At 71.8% G+C, this 13,610-nt stretch carries 13 protein-coding genes; 5 read left to right on the top strand and 8 right to left on the bottom strand.

Features of this window, described 5'->3' with window-relative positions; translation table 11 throughout:
- Nucleotides 1-354: 354 nt before the first annotated feature.
- Nucleotides 355-1,650 carry a radical SAM protein gene (locus tag ACIRO3_RS24715; protein WP_361786270.1) on the top strand — a complete coding sequence of 432 codons (1,296 nt, stop codon included), beginning with the start codon at nucleotides 355-357 and terminating at the stop codon, nucleotides 1,648-1,650.
- A 114-nt stretch (nucleotides 1,651-1,764) separates the two neighbouring features.
- Here ACIRO3_RS24715 and ACIRO3_RS24710 read toward each other — a convergent pair whose 3' ends face one another.
- Together ACIRO3_RS24710 and dhaK are read right to left on the bottom strand one after the other, a co-directional pair.
- Entirely contained in the window at nucleotides 1,765-2,001 is a 237-nt protein-coding gene (locus tag ACIRO3_RS24710) for a hypothetical protein (protein ID WP_267799182.1), read from the bottom strand.
- Between the two features lie 209 nt (nucleotides 2,002-2,210).
- The gene (gene dhaK / locus ACIRO3_RS24705; protein ID WP_404140340.1) at nucleotides 2,211-3,215 is read right to left on the bottom strand and encodes a dihydroxyacetone kinase subunit DhaK; all 1,005 of its coding nucleotides are present in this window, start codon (nucleotides 3,213-3,215) and stop codon (nucleotides 2,211-2,213) included.
- Between the two features lie 298 nt (nucleotides 3,216-3,513).
- Here dhaK and ACIRO3_RS24700 point away from each other — a divergent pair, with 298 nt between their 5' ends.
- Entirely contained in the window at nucleotides 3,514-4,362 is an 849-nt protein-coding gene (locus tag ACIRO3_RS24700) for an MIP/aquaporin family protein (protein WP_361786243.1), read from the top strand.
- A gap of 108 nt (nucleotides 4,363-4,470) precedes the next feature.
- Nucleotides 4,471-5,988 (top strand): glycerol kinase GlpK, encoded by a 1,518-nt coding sequence (gene glpK / locus ACIRO3_RS24695; protein WP_361786246.1) that lies wholly within the window; start codon nucleotides 4,471-4,473, stop codon nucleotides 5,986-5,988.
- A gap of 108 nt (nucleotides 5,989-6,096) precedes the next feature.
- Here glpK and ACIRO3_RS24690 read toward each other — a convergent pair whose 3' ends face one another.
- Both ACIRO3_RS24690 and ACIRO3_RS24685 read right to left on the bottom strand, forming a co-directional pair.
- Nucleotides 6,097-7,149 carry a zinc-binding dehydrogenase gene (locus tag ACIRO3_RS24690; RefSeq protein WP_361786249.1) on the bottom strand — a complete coding sequence of 351 codons (1,053 nt, stop codon included), beginning with the start codon at nucleotides 7,147-7,149 and terminating at the stop codon, nucleotides 6,097-6,099.
- 246 nt (nucleotides 7,150-7,395) lie between these two features.
- Nucleotides 7,396-8,169, bottom strand: coding sequence for a response regulator (locus ACIRO3_RS24685; protein ID WP_404140335.1), 774 nt, complete (start codon nucleotides 8,167-8,169; stop codon nucleotides 7,396-7,398).
- Nucleotides 8,170-8,285: 116 nt separating this feature from the next.
- Between ACIRO3_RS24685 and ACIRO3_RS24680 the strand changes: the two genes are divergently transcribed.
- Nucleotides 8,286-9,896 carry an ATP-binding protein gene (locus ACIRO3_RS24680; RefSeq protein WP_404140332.1) on the top strand — a complete coding sequence of 537 codons (1,611 nt, stop codon included), beginning with the start codon at nucleotides 8,286-8,288 and terminating at the stop codon, nucleotides 9,894-9,896.
- Between the two features lie 35 nt (nucleotides 9,897-9,931).
- The gene (locus tag ACIRO3_RS24675) at nucleotides 9,932-11,095 is read left to right on the top strand and encodes a PP2C family protein-serine/threonine phosphatase (protein WP_404140790.1); all 1,164 of its coding nucleotides are present in this window, start codon (nucleotides 9,932-9,934) and stop codon (nucleotides 11,093-11,095) included.
- On the opposite strand, the gene ACIRO3_RS24670 is transcribed toward ACIRO3_RS24675, so the two are convergent.
- The 4 genes from ACIRO3_RS24670 to ACIRO3_RS24655 form a co-directional block, all read right to left on the bottom strand.
- On the bottom strand, nucleotides 11,082-11,519 hold the full coding sequence (locus ACIRO3_RS24670; protein ID WP_404140330.1) for an ATP-binding protein: 438 nt from the start codon (nucleotides 11,517-11,519) through the stop codon (nucleotides 11,082-11,084). The two genes, ACIRO3_RS24675 and ACIRO3_RS24670, sit on opposite strands and share 14 nt — an antisense overlap.
- A gap of 176 nt (nucleotides 11,520-11,695) precedes the next feature.
- Nucleotides 11,696-12,724, bottom strand: coding sequence for an iron-containing redox enzyme family protein (locus ACIRO3_RS24665; protein WP_361786261.1), 1,029 nt, complete (start codon nucleotides 12,722-12,724; stop codon nucleotides 11,696-11,698).
- Nucleotides 12,724-12,978, bottom strand: coding sequence for a CDGSH iron-sulfur domain-containing protein (locus ACIRO3_RS24660; protein WP_404140326.1), 255 nt, complete (start codon nucleotides 12,976-12,978; stop codon nucleotides 12,724-12,726). The genes ACIRO3_RS24665 and ACIRO3_RS24660 overlap by 1 nt, the downstream gene beginning before the upstream one ends.
- A 242-nt stretch (nucleotides 12,979-13,220) precedes the next feature.
- A partial coding sequence (locus ACIRO3_RS24655; protein ID WP_404140324.1) for a sigma-70 family RNA polymerase sigma factor occupies nucleotides 13,221-13,610 on the bottom strand: 390 nt, incomplete at its 5' end.

Below are 13,610 nucleotides of genomic sequence, written 5' to 3'. Positions count from 1 at the left end.
TGCCCCGCCACGGCATCGCCTGCCCCGCGCGCCCCCGCCCACACCCGCCCGCAGCCGCGAGGAGCGACACCCCGCCGGACGCCAAGTCGGTTGCGCCCGCGGGCGGATGCCTGGCAGCGTTCGAACTTCGCGACCGCCACGACTTCCCGGGAACGGGGTCCGCGAGAGTGGCGCGGGCACGCGGGGGTAGTGTGGCAGGAGCGATTGAACGTGTTCAGTCCGGGATCGGAGCGGCGGGGTCCGACCCCGCTGTCGCGCAGTCGAACCGTCCGCCGCACGTCACCACGGCCCAAGGAGTCAGCAGTGAAGCAACACGCGGAGAGCGTCAGCCGGACCGCGCTCGTCGAGGACCTCATGGGCCGCTTCCCCCAGGTGCCCCGGGAGGCGGTGTTCAAGGAGGACCTCCTGCGGGGCGGCATGGCCTTCGACGAGTCCGCGCTGAGCGGCACCACCGACGGCTCCTCGGGTGACATCAAGCCGAAGTCGTACTTCATCTTCTCCTTCGACCACCGCACCCTGCCCGAGCTCGGCGCCGCCGCGCTGAACCGGCCCCCCGAGGAGATCGTCCTCACCGGCGGCCCGTACGACCTGCGCCGCACCGTCGTGTCGGTACGGGTCAATCCGGACTCCCCGTACATCGTGCGCGGCGGTGAGGACGGCTCGCTCGGCCTCTACCTCGACGGTGCGCGGATCGCGGACGTCGGCCTGCCCCCGATGCCGGAGTACTACCGGCACAAGCTGTCGAACGGCAAGTCCGTGATGGAGGTCGCGCCGACCATCCAGTGGGGCTACCTCGTCTACCTGACGGTCTTCCGGGTCTGCCAGTACTTCGGTGCCAAGGAGGAGTGCCAGTTCTGCGACATCAACCACAACTGGCGCCAGCACAAGGCGGCGGGTCGGCCCTACACCGGGGTGAAGCCCGTCGAGGAGGTGCTGGAGGCCCTGGAGATCATCGACCGGTACGACACCGCGGGAACCTCCCGGGCCTACACGCTCACCGGCGGCTCCATCACCTCGCAGGTCGCCGGCCGGGACGAGGCGGACTTCTACGGGCACTACGCCAAGGCCATCGAGGAGCGCTTCCCCGGCCGCTGGATCGGCAAGGTCGTCGCCCAGGCGTTGCCCCGTGCGGACGTGCAGCGTTTCCACGACCACGGCATCCGGATCTACCACCCCAATTTCGAGGTGTGGGACCGCCGGCTGTTCCAGCTCCACTGCCCGGGCAAGGAACGCTACGTGGGTCGCGACGAGTGGCACCGCCGGATCCTGGACTCCACCGAGGTGTTCGGCCCGCGCAACGTGATCCCCAACTTCGTGGCGGGCATCGAGATGGCCGAGCCCTTCGGCTTCACGAAGGTGGACGAGGCGATCGAATCGACCACCGAGGGCCTGCGGTTCTTCATGTCCAACGGTGTCGTGCCGCGGTTCACCACCTGGTGCCCGGAGCCGACGACACCGCTGGGCAAGGCCAACCCCCTCGGGGCGCCGCTGGAGTACCACATCCGGCTGCTGGAGGCCTACCGGGGGACCCTGGAGGAGTTCGGCCTGAAGTCCCCTCCCGGCTACGGCCCGGCCGGCCCCGGCCGGGCGGTGTTCTCCGTCAGCTCGTTTATGGACAGCCTCGAAGGTCTGGAGGACGAGACGTCCTGACGGGCGGGCCCGGGCGGGCACGAGAGGGAGCGGGAACGAGACGGTACGACCGTCCTCGGCGGGCGGTCGTGCCGGCCCGCGGACGGCAGCGGCGCGGTGGAGGGGCGAAACGGCTCAGTGCGGGTTCCAGGTGAACTTGCCGCCACCGACCCAGTGGACCGCCTCCAGGTCGTCCAGGTCGTGGATCGGGACGCCCGCCTCCGCGGCGATCAGGAGCACGTCGGTCATCGATGTCGCCCTGCCGATGAATTCCCCGTCCACCTCCACGATGCGGAAGGGCGGAGCGCCGGGCTGGACGCCCCGGACGGTGACCCGGGCCGCTGAGATGTAAGGGATCGAACTTTCGGTCATGTGACGACGGTTCCACGTCTCGGCCGGCGGCGCGCGCCGGCGGGGATGGAATCGCCGGTCGCTCGCGTCCGATCGTGTGCGCCGTTCCACGGCGGCGCGCGCTCTGCGGGCGACGCGCCGGCGTCGGGGCGGGACCGCGGCGACCGGCGCCGCGAGGGTGGGGCCCGCAGTGACCGGCGCCGCGGGCCCCACCCTCGCGACGGTCCGGGTCAGCGGCCCCAGCGCAGGGCCGCCGTCTCCACGGGCGCGTCCCACAGCCGCAGCAGTTCGTCGTCGGCCCGGCACAGCGTCACCGAGCACCCCGCCATGTCGAGCGAGGTGACGTAGTTCCCCACGAGTGTCCGCGCCACCGGCACGCCGCGGGCGGCCAGCACCCGCGCCACCTCGGCGTGGAAGCCGTACAGCTCCAACAGCGGTGTCGCGCCCATCCCGTTCACCAGGGCCAGCACCGGCCCGTCGGCCGGGGCCACCTCCGCCAGGTCCTCCAGTACGGCTCCCACCGCGAACTCGGCGATGTCCCGCGAGGGCATCATCGCGCGACGCTCCCGGCCCGGCTCGCCGTGGATGCCGACGCCCAACTCCAGCTCCCCGTCGGGGAGGTCGAAGGTCGGGCTGCCCTTCGCGGGGGTCGAGCAGGCGGTGAGCGCCACCCCGAAGCTCCGCGAGGCCTCGTTCACCCGTCGGGCGAGCGCCGCGACCTGTTCCAGCGGTGTGCCCGCCTCGGCGGCGGCGCCGGCGATCTTCTCGACGAACAGGGTGGCTCCCGTACCGCGCCGCCCGGCGGTGTACAGGCTGTCGGTGACGGCGACGTCGTCGTTGACCAGGACCCGCTCGACGCGGATGCCGTCCTCCTCGGCGAGCTCGGCCGCCATGTCGAAGTTCAAGACGTCCCCGGTGTAGTTCTTGACGACGAACAGCACGCCCTGCCCCGAGTCCACGGCCTTGGCCGCCCGCAGCATCTGGTCGGGTACCGGCGAGGTGAACACCTCGCCGGGGCACGCCGCCGACAGCATCCCGTACCCCACGAATCCGGCGTGCAGGGGTTCGTGTCCGGAGCCGCCCCCGGAGACCAGGCCGACCCGCCCGCCCTCGCGGGCGCCCCGCCGCACGACCACCCGGCGCTCCACGTCCACGTCGAGATCGGGATGGGCGGCGGCCATCCCCCGCAGGGCGTCGGCGACCACGGTCTCCGCACTGTTGATGAGCATGTTCATCGGGTACCTCCGGGGTCGGACCTGGCGGGCGAGTCTCCTGCCGGTGCGCTCCATGAGCCCGGGGAGCGCGGGCCGCGTACGGGTGCGACCGCGATCGCACGCCGTAGGACAAGTGTGCCGCCAAGGCACCCGGATCCGCAGCGGCCCGTGGATCCCGGGGGCTCCCGCGCGGCCGGGACGGCCCGGCGAATCCGCGGGGATCTCCGCCACTGGCCCGGAGATATGTCCGGGATTACAGTGATTCATTGAGGCTCGGGGCAGTCGACGGCCGGTCCCCGGCCGACGGGAAGGGGCACCCATGGCTGAGCGGCTCAAGAGATCGGGACTGGTCGGCGAACTGTCCGCCGAATTCGCCGGCACCCTGATCCTCATCCTCTTCGGTTGCGGCGTGGTGGCCCAGGTGGTCGCCGGCGGCGCCCTCACGGACCCGCCGGGCGGTCTCGGCAACCACGACAGCATCGCCTGGGCCTGGGGCCTCGGCGTCACCCTGGGCGTCTACGTCGCGGCGAGGCTGAGCGGTGCTCACCTCAATCCCGCGGTGACCGTCGCGCTGGCGACGTTCAAGGGATTCCCCTGGAGCAAGGTGGCCCCGTACGCGCTGGCCCAGACGGCCGGCGCCTTCGTGGCGGCACTGATCGTCCGGTGGAACTACACCGAGGCGCTCGCGAAGGCCGACCCGGGCCACACCATCAAGACGCAGGGCGTCTTCTCCACACTGCCGGCCAACGGGAACCCGAACCTGCCGGTCACCGAGTGGGGCGCCCTGCGCGACCAGATCATCGGCACCGCGATCCTGCTCCTGCTGATCCTCGCGGTCACCGACCTCCTCAACACTCCCCCGGGCGCGAACCTGGCGCCGTTCATCGTCGGCCTGATCGTGGTGGCCATCGGCATGGCCTGGGGCACCAACGCCGGTTACGCGATCAACCCGGCCCGCGACTTCGGTCCCCGACTGGCCAGCTTCCTCACCGGCTACGGCGGAGCGTGGCGAGATCAGTACGGGAACTTCTACTTCTGGGTCCCGATCATCGGTCCGTTCATCGGCGGTGTGCTGGGAGCGGGTCTCTACAAGGTCTTCATCGGCCGGTTCCTGCCGACCGCCGAGCCGGAACCCCCCGGACGGATCCCGGCCCCCGACGAGAGCTGATCGCGCGCCCCGGGCGTCGGCCCGAAGCACCGACGCCCGGGCGGGCGGGCGACCCGGCCCGCGGCAGAGACCTCAGGGCACCAAGGCCCCAAGAGAGGCGGCACCCCCATGGCTGACTTCGTCGGCGCGGTGGATCAGGGAACCACCAGCACCCGTTTCATGATCTTCGACCACGCGGGCAACGAGGTGGCGAAGCACCAGCTGGAACACTCCCAGATCCTCCCGCGCTCGGGATGGGTCGAACACGACCCGGTCGAGATCTGGGAACGCACCAACTCGGTGATGCAGAACGCCCTGCGGCACGGAAACCTCTCGGCTTCCGACCTCGCGGCCATCGGCGTCACCAACCAGCGGGAGACGACCGTCGTCTGGGACCCCCGCACCGGCCGCCCCTACTACAACGCCATCGTCTGGCAGGACACCCGTACCGACTCCATAGCCGCGGCGCTGGAACGCTCGGGAAAGGGGGACGTGATCCGCCGCAAGGCCGGCCTGCCACCGGCCACCTACTTCTCCGGCGGCAAGATCCAGTGGATCCTGGAGAACGTCGACGGGGTCCGCGAGGCGGCCGAGCAGGGCCACGCCCTCTTCGGCAACACCGACTGCTGGGTGCTGTGGAACCTCACCGGCGGCCCTGACGGCGGCATCCACGCCACCGACGTGACCAACGCCAGCCGCACCATGCTGATGAACCTGGAGACCCTCGACTGGGACGACGAGCTGCTGGGCTTCTTCGACATCCCCAGGGCGATGCTGCCGAGCATCAATCCGTCCTCCCACCCGCAGGCCTACGGGCAGACCCGCACCTCCCGGCCGCTGCGCGCCGCGATCCCCATCACCGGCGTCCTCGGCGACCAGCAGGCGGCCACCGTCGGGCAGGTCTGCTACGCGCCGGGCGAGGCCAAGAACACCTACGGCACCGGGAACTTCCTCGTCCTGAACACCGGCACGGAGCTGGTCCGCTCGTCGCACGGCCTGCTCACCACCGTGGCCTACCAGTTCGGCGACGAGCCCGTCGTGTACGCGCTGGAGGGCTCCATCGCCGTCACCGGCTCCGCGATCCAGTGGCTGCGCGACCAGCTGAAGATCATCGGTGACGCCGCCGAGAGCGAACGCCTGGCCCGCACCGTCGACGACAGCGGCGGAATCTACTTCGTACCGGCCTTCTCCGGCCTGTTCGCGCCGTACTGGCGCTCCGACGCGCGCGGTGCCATCGTCGGCCTCGCCCGCTACCACGACAGCGGGCACCTGGCCCGAGCCGCCCTGGAGGCCATCTGCTACCAGAGCCGCGACGTGGTCGAGGCCATGGAGCAGGACTCCGGCGTACACCTCGACGTGCTGAAGGTCGACGGCGGCGTGACCGCCAACGACCTGTGCATGCAGATCCAGGCCGATGTCCTCGGCGTGCCGGTCAGCCGGCCGGTGGTCGCCGAGACCACGGCGCTGGGCGCCGCCTACGCGGCCGGCCTGGCCACCGGCTTCTGGCGCGACCAGGACGAGCTGCGCACCCACTGGCAGGAGTCCAAGCGCTGGGAACCCCAGTGGTCCGAGGAACAGCGTGCGCAGGGGTACGAGGGCTGGAAGAAGGCGGTGGAGCGCACGCTCGACTGGGCCAAGGTCGAGTAGGGCTCTCCGCGACGGTTCGAACGGGCGGTACCGGCGTCGGTGGGAGGGCGCGCCGGTACCGCCCGTCGTCCCGTTTCCGCGCGGGGGCGGCCACCGGGGCGGCGGCGCTCAGAGCGTGACGACGACCTTCCCGGTCGCCCGGCCCGACGCCATCCGCTCCAGTCCGCCCGACACCACGTCGGCGAGCGGAATGACGGCGTCGATCGACGTGGACGCGATGTGCGGATGCGCGTCGAGCAGGGCCATCGCCTCGGGGAGGTCCTGGTCGCAGATGTGCACCTTCGAGGTGGAGACGCGGATCTCGTCGAGCACCAAGCGGGTCAGGTTCAGCGGCGACGGGTCGCGGTGCAGGCCGACCAGGCGGATGTGGCCGCCGCGGCTCACCGCGTTCATCGCGGTCTCCAGGCCCTGGGGCACCCCCGAGGTCTCCAGGACGATGTCGGCGCCGACGCCGCCGGTGGCGCGCCTGATCTCGGCGGCGGCGTCCTGGCGGGAGGCGTCGATGAGCACGCTCGCCCCGCTGCGCCGGGCGGTCTCCAAGCGGGCCGGCGAGATGTCGACGGCGATGGTCTCGATGCCCCGTGCCGTGAACGCGGCCACGGCCAACGAGCCGATCCCGCCGAGACCGATGACCGCGACGGTCGCTCCCGCCTCGGCCTCGGAGCCGCGGACGGCGCGCAGGGCGACGGCGAGCGGCTGAGCCATGATCGCGACATCGGGCGAGGCGTCGCCTATGGACCGGCTGATGCGCGCGGGCACGTTCACCCGTTCGGCGAGCCCGCCGTCCACGTGCAGGCCCACCGTGTAGTAGGTCGCGCACAGGTTGGTCCGACCGGCACGACACCAACGGCACGTCCCGCAGGACACCCCGGATCCGGGTACCACCACGTCCCCGACGCCGAAGCCGGCGACGTCCGCCCCCACGCCGACGACCCGTCCGACCATCTCGTGGCCGAGGACGAGCGGGCCGGTGTGGCCGCTCGCGGGATGCGGGGCGTGGATGGGGATCAGGTGGGGGCCCGAGACGAACTCGTCCACGTCGGTCCCGCAGATGCTCGCCCGCAGGATCTCCAGCTGAAGCTCGTGCGCGGCGGGTGCCGGCGGGTCGGGCCACTCCTGGACCCGGACATCGCGTTGTCCGTGGTAGACGGCAGCAAGCATCGGTTCATCCCCCTGAATTCGATTGGATTTGCACCCTAGTTGATCGAAGTCGACAGGAAGAGATGTTCCGGTTACCGCTTCGGGCGGATCCCCGACGGGCCTGAGCGGGGTGCCCCGCAGCCCCCTCGGGAAGGACCGCGGGCACCCCGGCCGGCGCCTGCCCGGCCGACCCGGGCACACACTCCGCCGATCAGGTGAACCGCGGTGTCCGCACCGGGTCTTTCACCGGGGACCGGCCCGCCGCGTTCAGGCGCGGGGCAGCCGGGTGGCGATGTCGAGGTAGAAGGCGTCGATGCTCTGAACGGCCCTCTCGAACTCGTCGAGGTTGACGGGCTTGGTCACGTAGGCGTTGGCGTGGCTGCTGTAGGCGCCGGCGACGTCTTCCGGCGCGGAGGAGGTGGTGAGGACGACTACGGGGATGGTCTGGAGGCTCTCGTCGGTCTTCAGGACCTGGAGGAGGTCGCGGCCGTTCATGCGGGGCATGTTCAGGTCGAGGACGATCAGGTCGGGACGGACGGCGCCGGGGGTGCGCAGGTGCTCCAGCGCGGCGACCCCGTCGGTGACCTGGACCAGGTTGCGGGTCCCCCGTTCGGAGAGTGCCTCCTCGATGAGCATGGCGTCGGCCATGTCGTCCTCGACGAGCAGGACGTCGTAGGGGCGGGAGGGGGCGGTCATCATCGGATGCTCCGTGGGGTTGTCTTGGGAGTGGTTGAAGAGTCCGGGCCACCGTCGTCGAGCGCCCTGCCGGGTGATCCCGCAGGCGTCGCCGAGCTGCGGGTAGCCCGCGCCGGCGCGGGCGGCGTCCGCGGCGGCGTCGCGCTGGAGTCTCTCGGCGGCCTGCCGGACGTGGTCCAGTACGTTCAGCAGGGCCAGGGCCCGGGTCGGATCGTCCGCGCGCGAGGTGGTCGAGTCGTCCAGGATCTGACGGGCGAGGCGCTGCGCGAGCTCGGCGACCGCCGTGTCCGCGACGGCGGCCGTCCGCTGGAACGCGATCGGCGGTACGAGGTTCTGGCCCGGCATACCCGGCACTCTAGCCTTCAACGAGGCCTCGACAACAATGGTTGTCCGCGACCGCTCTAGAGTATGCAGGCCGCGCCACATCGGGCAGCGGTTGCGACAGCGGAGGGGCATACGAGATGACCGGCGAAGACGGGCTGCCGCGTCCACGGGACCTGTCCACGTGGACGACCCGGCGGTGGCTGCGCGTGGGAGTGGCCGCGTCCCTGGTGGTCCTGGCCCTGCTCGGGGCAACCGGAGCCTGGGTGCTGGAACGGACGGCCTCGCTCAGCAGGGAGCTGGTGGACGTGAAGTCCCCCGCCCTGACCACCTCGATCCGCCTGGAGTCGACGCTGCTCAACCAGGAGACGGGAATCCGCGGCTACGGGCTCACCGGCACCGCGGAGTTCCTGGTCCCCTACCGGCGGGGGCTCGTCGAACAGGAGGCGTCCACCACCCGCCTCGCGGAGCTGCTCCGCGGCGACGCCACCGGCATGAGGGACCTGAAGGCCGTCGAGGACGCGGTGGAAGTGTGGCAGGAGCGGATCGCACGCCCGATCGCCGCCTCGCCGCCCGGGACGCCCCCGCCCCTGGCCATCGAACGCGCCGCGGAGGCGAAGACCGCGTTCGACGCGTTGCGGACGGCGATGGCCGACCAGCAGGAGAAGCTCCTGGCCGACCGCACGAACGCGCGGGATGAGCTGTTCTCCGTCATGCGCCTGCGCAACTGGGTCTTCTGCGCCATCGCGCTGGTCATCGTGGCCCTCGCCGGGCTGGTCTTCGAGGGACTGCGCCGCGGCATCACCACACCGCTGGAGAAGCTCGGGGCGGACGCCCGCGCGATCACCGGCGGCGACTTCGAGCATCCGATCACCCCGACCGGCCCGGCGGACCTGCGCCGGCTCGGTGCCGAGGTCGACTCCATGCGCCAACGGCTCGTACGGGAACTCTCCTTCACCGAGGAGGCGCGTCTGCGCCTCGACGCGCAGGCGGCCGATCTGCGGCGGTCCAACGCCGAGCTGGAGCAGTTCGCCTACGTGGCCTCGCACGACCTCCAGGAGCCCCTGCGGAAGGTCTCCAGCTTCACCCAGCTGCTGCAGCGCCGCTACGGAGGACAGCTCGACGCGAAGGCGGACCAGTACATCGACTTCGCGGTCGACGGCGCGAACCGCATGCAGACCCTGATCAACGACCTCCTGGACTTCTCCCGCGTGGGCCGCGTCCACCACACCCACCAGAGCGTCGACCTCGACTCGGTGGTGGACCGGGCCCTGTCCGCCCTCAGCGTGAGCGTCGAGGAATCCGGGGCGGTCATCACCCACGACGCGCTGCCGACCCTGGTCGCGGACCCCACGCAGATGGGGATGCTGTGGCAGAACCTGATCGGCAACGCCGTGAAGTTCCGCCGTCCCGGCGAGACCCCGCGGATCCACGTGTCGGCCGAACGGGAGGGTGAGCTGTGGCGGTTCGCCGTCACCGACAACGGCATCGGCATCGCCCCCGAGTACGCCGAGAAGGTGTTCGTGATCTTCCAGCGCCTGCACACCAAGGACGTCTACAACGGCAGTGGCATCGGCCTGGCGATGTGCAAGAAGATCGTCGAGTTCCACGGCGGCACCATCGGGATCGACACCGCCCACACCGACGGGACCCGCGTCGTCCTCACCCTCGCCACCGCACCGGCCGAGAACATCGAACAGGAAGCGGCGGAGCCGGTGGCGGGCCGCGGCGGGGAGGAGCGCGAGTCGTGAGCGTGGTCGAGGCGCCGGCGCGGCCGGACGAGCCGATGTACCGCGTCCTGCTGATCGAGGACGACGAGGCCGATGCCCTCCTGGTGGAGGAACTGCTCCACGACACCGGACTGCGCTTCGAGCTGACGGTGGCCCGGAGCCTGGCGGACGCCCGAGTCGCGCTCGCCGATCGACGCGTCGACTGCGTCCTCCTCGACCTGCACCTGCCGGACCTCTCGGGCACGCACGGGGTGATCACCGTCCGAGAACTGGCCCCGCACACCGCGGTGATCGTGCTGACCGGTCTGTCCGAGCGGCAGGCGGGCGCCGACGCCATGGCCGCCGGGGCGCAGGACTACCTCGTGAAGGGCAAGGTCGGAGCGGACCTCCTGGGCCGTACGGTGCGCTACGCGGTCTACCGCAGCGAGACCGAACGCGCGAGCGCCGAGGCGCAGGCCACCCGACTGCGGGCGGAGGAGAACGCCCGTCTGGAACGCGGGTTGTTGCCCCGGCCGATCCTCGACACCAGCACCGTGACCGTCACCACCCGCTACCTGCCCGGGCGGGAACAGGCACTGCTCGGCGGAGATTTCCTCGATGTCGTCGAAGGCGACGACGGGCTGCTCCACACCGTGGTCGGCGACGTCAGCGGACACGGACCCGACGCGGCCGCGCTCGGCGTCTGCCTGCGCATCGCCTGGCGGACCCTGGTCCTCGGCGGGCACCGCGGCCCGGACCTGCTGCACCTGCTGGAGCGCATCCTGATCGCCGAACGCGGCCGGCCCACCATGTTCGCCACCTGCGCCCTGCTCACGCTCGACCAGGGGGCCGGCACCGCCACCGTGTACCTGGCCGGTCACGACGCTCCCCTGCTCACCGTCGCGGATCGGACCCGGGAGGCGACCGCGGAGCACGGCATCGCCCTCGGGATCGCCCCGCACACGGGCTCTTGGCCGGCCACCGTGATCCCGCTCCCGCCGGCCGGGGCCCTGACCCTCTACACCGACGGCCTCACCGAGGGGCACAACGGCACGGCGGACGGCGAGCGCCTCGGCGTGGAGGGACTGCTGGCCCTGATCGGGAAGCTGCCCCCGGCCGACCCGGGCACCCACGTGGACCTCCTCGTCAAGGAGACCCGCGCCCTGAACGCGGGACGTCACACCGACGACCTCGCCGTGCTGCGCCTGGACTGGCACGACGGAGGGCTCAGGCGAGCCTGAGCGTCGCGGTGATGTGTTTGCCCGCCGCGTGGGGCGTCACGGTGACACGGTCCGCGAGGGTACGGACGAGGGGCCAGCCGTAGCCGCCGATCCGTATGCCCGCCGGGGGGCCGGGGTGCGTGAGCGGGGGTACGGGACTGCGGTCCGCCACCGAGACGTGGAGGTCGCCGTCGCGGACATCGACGTGGAAGCCGGTCAGTCCCCCGCCGTGGCGCATCGCGTTGGTGACGAGTTCGGAGGTGACCATCAACGCGTCCGTCACGATCCGGGCGTCCGACGGGAGACCGGACTTCTCCAGGAGGACGGCCACGATGTCACGGGCCTCGGCCACCGTCGTCGGCAAGGCGGGCCCGGCGCCCGCGAAGACGTCCGTCGGTACCTGCTCACGGGCCGGCGGGCCGCCGTCCCCTGGTACCTGTGTCATGTCTCCCTCGCCTGTCGCGGCCGCACCGAACCTGGTGATCCTCGCACAGCCCTCGGACACGCGGCCCGCGGGGCGGCGACTCCCCGCCCCCGCGCGGGCGGGGAGATCGGTCGTGCTCCCTGGGATCCGTCCGGCTCCCGGGTGGGCCCGGTACCCCGGTCCGCGCCGCACGCCCCTCATCGCGGGCCCAGGGGGGTGCGCAGGGCGCTGCGTCCGCCGTCCCACGCCTCGCGCAGATGGTGGGCGAGGCGGTCCTCCAGCAGGACCGTCGCCGCGCACCCGAACGCGACGTCCGCCTCCAGGTCGGGCTCGTCGGCGAGCAGACCGCCGATCACGTCACGGCGTACGACCTGCTCGTGGACGGCGTCGGCCTCGACGTGCTCGGCGTAGAAGTGCTCGGCCGCGGGGCCGGCCCCACAGCGACGCATGGCCTTGGCCAGTCGCCTGGAACCGGGCGACGAGGTGACCTCGACGCACGCGAAGTGGCCGACGAGCGCGCCGCGCGACGCCCGGTGCAGTCCGAAGAGGGACATCAGGTTCACGGTCGCGAGCAGGGGCGCGGGGGCGTGTTCCAGGTAGCGGCCGTACGCGGGATCCAGCGCGAGGTCGCTCATCAGGTCGGCGAACAGCCGGGCGTGGATCCGGTCGGCCCGGCCGGCGCCGAACTCGTCGTACTCGATGGCGACCATGGCGGCCTTGGCCCGTCCGCGCAGCCTGGGGATCACCCAGACGTGCGGGTCCGCCTCCTTCAGGTGGTAGAGGGAACGCAGGGCCGCGTACTCGCGCAGTTGCCAGAGTTCGCCCTCGGTTTCGAGGTGGTGGCTGAGGCTGTCGGAGAGGTCGACGGGCTCCAGCAGGAGCGGTGCGAAGGCCTCCTCGACGGATCGGGGGGCTTCGGACAGCTCGCTGCGCAGGGCGTGCAGGAACCGGGCCTCCATGGCCGCGCGCAGCCTCAGCAGGTCCGGATCCCATTCGCGTGCGTCGTCGACGCCTTCGAAGCCGCGGTAGTGGAGTTCGTACAGGAGGTACAGGGCCAGCTGGAGGTCCTCGCCCCACGGGTCGGCCTTCAGTACGGATCCGGGGGCGTAGACCGGCGCGCGCCCCGTCCGCAGGGCCGTCGTCACGGACCCGGACAGTTCGCCCCGTCCTTCGACGAGGCGGGGGCTCGCGGCGGTCGCCGTCGCACTCGGGGCGGGAGGGGTCATCACTGGTTCCTGTCCTCGGGTGGCGCGGCGGGTCGCTCGCGTCGGCGGTGGCTCGTGTCGCACCAGGGCTGGGTGCGGCTGCGGCGGCAGGTGCACACCGCGACCATGAAGCGGTCGGAACGGGCGATCGTCCCGTCGTCCAGGACGATCTCCACCGGGCCCTCGATCAGCATGGGCCCCTGCGGGTCCAGCCGTATCCGGCGGGCGGGCGCACCCGCGTCGGCCTGGGGGTGGTCGCCGTCCGTACTGGTCACCGCGTACCTCCGGGTTCGAATGGGCCGCGACGGTGGTGTCGATCGTCGAGACAGGGTGCGACTGCCCAGGGGCGGGCTCCCTATCCGTGTTCCCGGCGGTCTTCGGAGGATGCGACGAAGATCGTGGTGTGGGGCGCGGGCCGGGCGCGCGGGCGGCCCCGGTGCGGGGGCACACCGGGGCTGCGGCAAGGGGCGGGGAAGACCGGGGGCCGCACGCAGCGGGCCGCCGGGTGTGCGTGACGTCAGCCGGCGAGCATTCCGGTGCGCAGGCGGGTGAGGGTGCGGGTCAGGAGGCGGGAGACCTGCATCTGGGAGATGCCGAGTTCGGCGCCGATCTCGGCCTGCGTCTTCTCCTGCCCGAACCGCATCGCCAGGATCTGCCGATCACGGGGCGCCAGGTCCTTCAGCAGCGGAGCCAGGGTGTGGAAGTCCTCGAACAACTCCATCGCCGGATCCACGTCACCGACCGTGTCCGCCAGCGAACGCGGCTGCGCGGAGGGCCGGCTCCCCGAGGACGTCGACTCGTCGATCGACCCACTCGTGTACCCGTTGGCCGCGACCATCCCCTCCACGACCTGCTCCTCGGACAACTCCAGGTGCTCGGCCAACTCCCCGACCGTCGGCGCCCGACC

The organism is Streptomyces sp. NPDC102278, from assembly GCF_044766345.1.
Lineage (GTDB): Bacteria > Actinomycetota > Actinomycetes > Streptomycetales > Streptomycetaceae > Streptomyces.
The sequence above is the reverse complement of the archived record's forward strand: the minus strand, read 5'-3'. Positions and strand labels throughout refer to the sequence as shown.

Coding starts and splice junctions, on each gene's coding strand:
- ACIRO3_RS24685 (WP_404140335.1), bottom strand. CDS start 8,169: ATGCCGGGCCAGAACCTCGTACCGCCGATCGCGTTCCAGCGGACGGCC.
- ACIRO3_RS24690 (WP_361786249.1), bottom strand. CDS start 7,149: ATGCTTGCTGCCGTCTACCACGGACAACGCGATGTCCGGGTCCAGGAG.
- dhaK (WP_404140340.1), bottom strand. CDS start 3,215: ATGAACATGCTCATCAACAGTGCGGAGACCGTGGTCGCCGACGCCCTG.
- ACIRO3_RS24710 (WP_267799182.1), bottom strand. CDS start 2,001: ATGACCGAAAGTTCGATCCCTTACATCTCAGCGGCCCGGGTCACCGTC.
- ACIRO3_RS24680 (WP_404140332.1), top strand. CDS start 8,286: ATGACCGGCGAAGACGGGCTGCCGCGTCCACGGGACCTGTCCACGTGG.
- ACIRO3_RS24675 (WP_404140790.1), top strand. CDS start 9,932: ATGTACCGCGTCCTGCTGATCGAGGACGACGAGGCCGATGCCCTCCTG.
- ACIRO3_RS24665 (WP_361786261.1), bottom strand. CDS start 12,724: ATGACCCCTCCCGCCCCGAGTGCGACGGCGACCGCCGCGAGCCCCCGC.
- ACIRO3_RS24700 (WP_361786243.1), top strand. CDS start 3,514: ATGGCTGAGCGGCTCAAGAGATCGGGACTGGTCGGCGAACTGTCCGCC.
- ACIRO3_RS24670 (WP_404140330.1), bottom strand. CDS start 11,519: ATGACACAGGTACCAGGGGACGGCGGCCCGCCGGCCCGTGAGCAGGTA.
- ACIRO3_RS24715 (WP_361786270.1), top strand. CDS start 355: ATGGGCCGCTTCCCCCAGGTGCCCCGGGAGGCGGTGTTCAAGGAGGAC.
- glpK (WP_361786246.1), top strand. CDS start 4,471: ATGGCTGACTTCGTCGGCGCGGTGGATCAGGGAACCACCAGCACCCGT.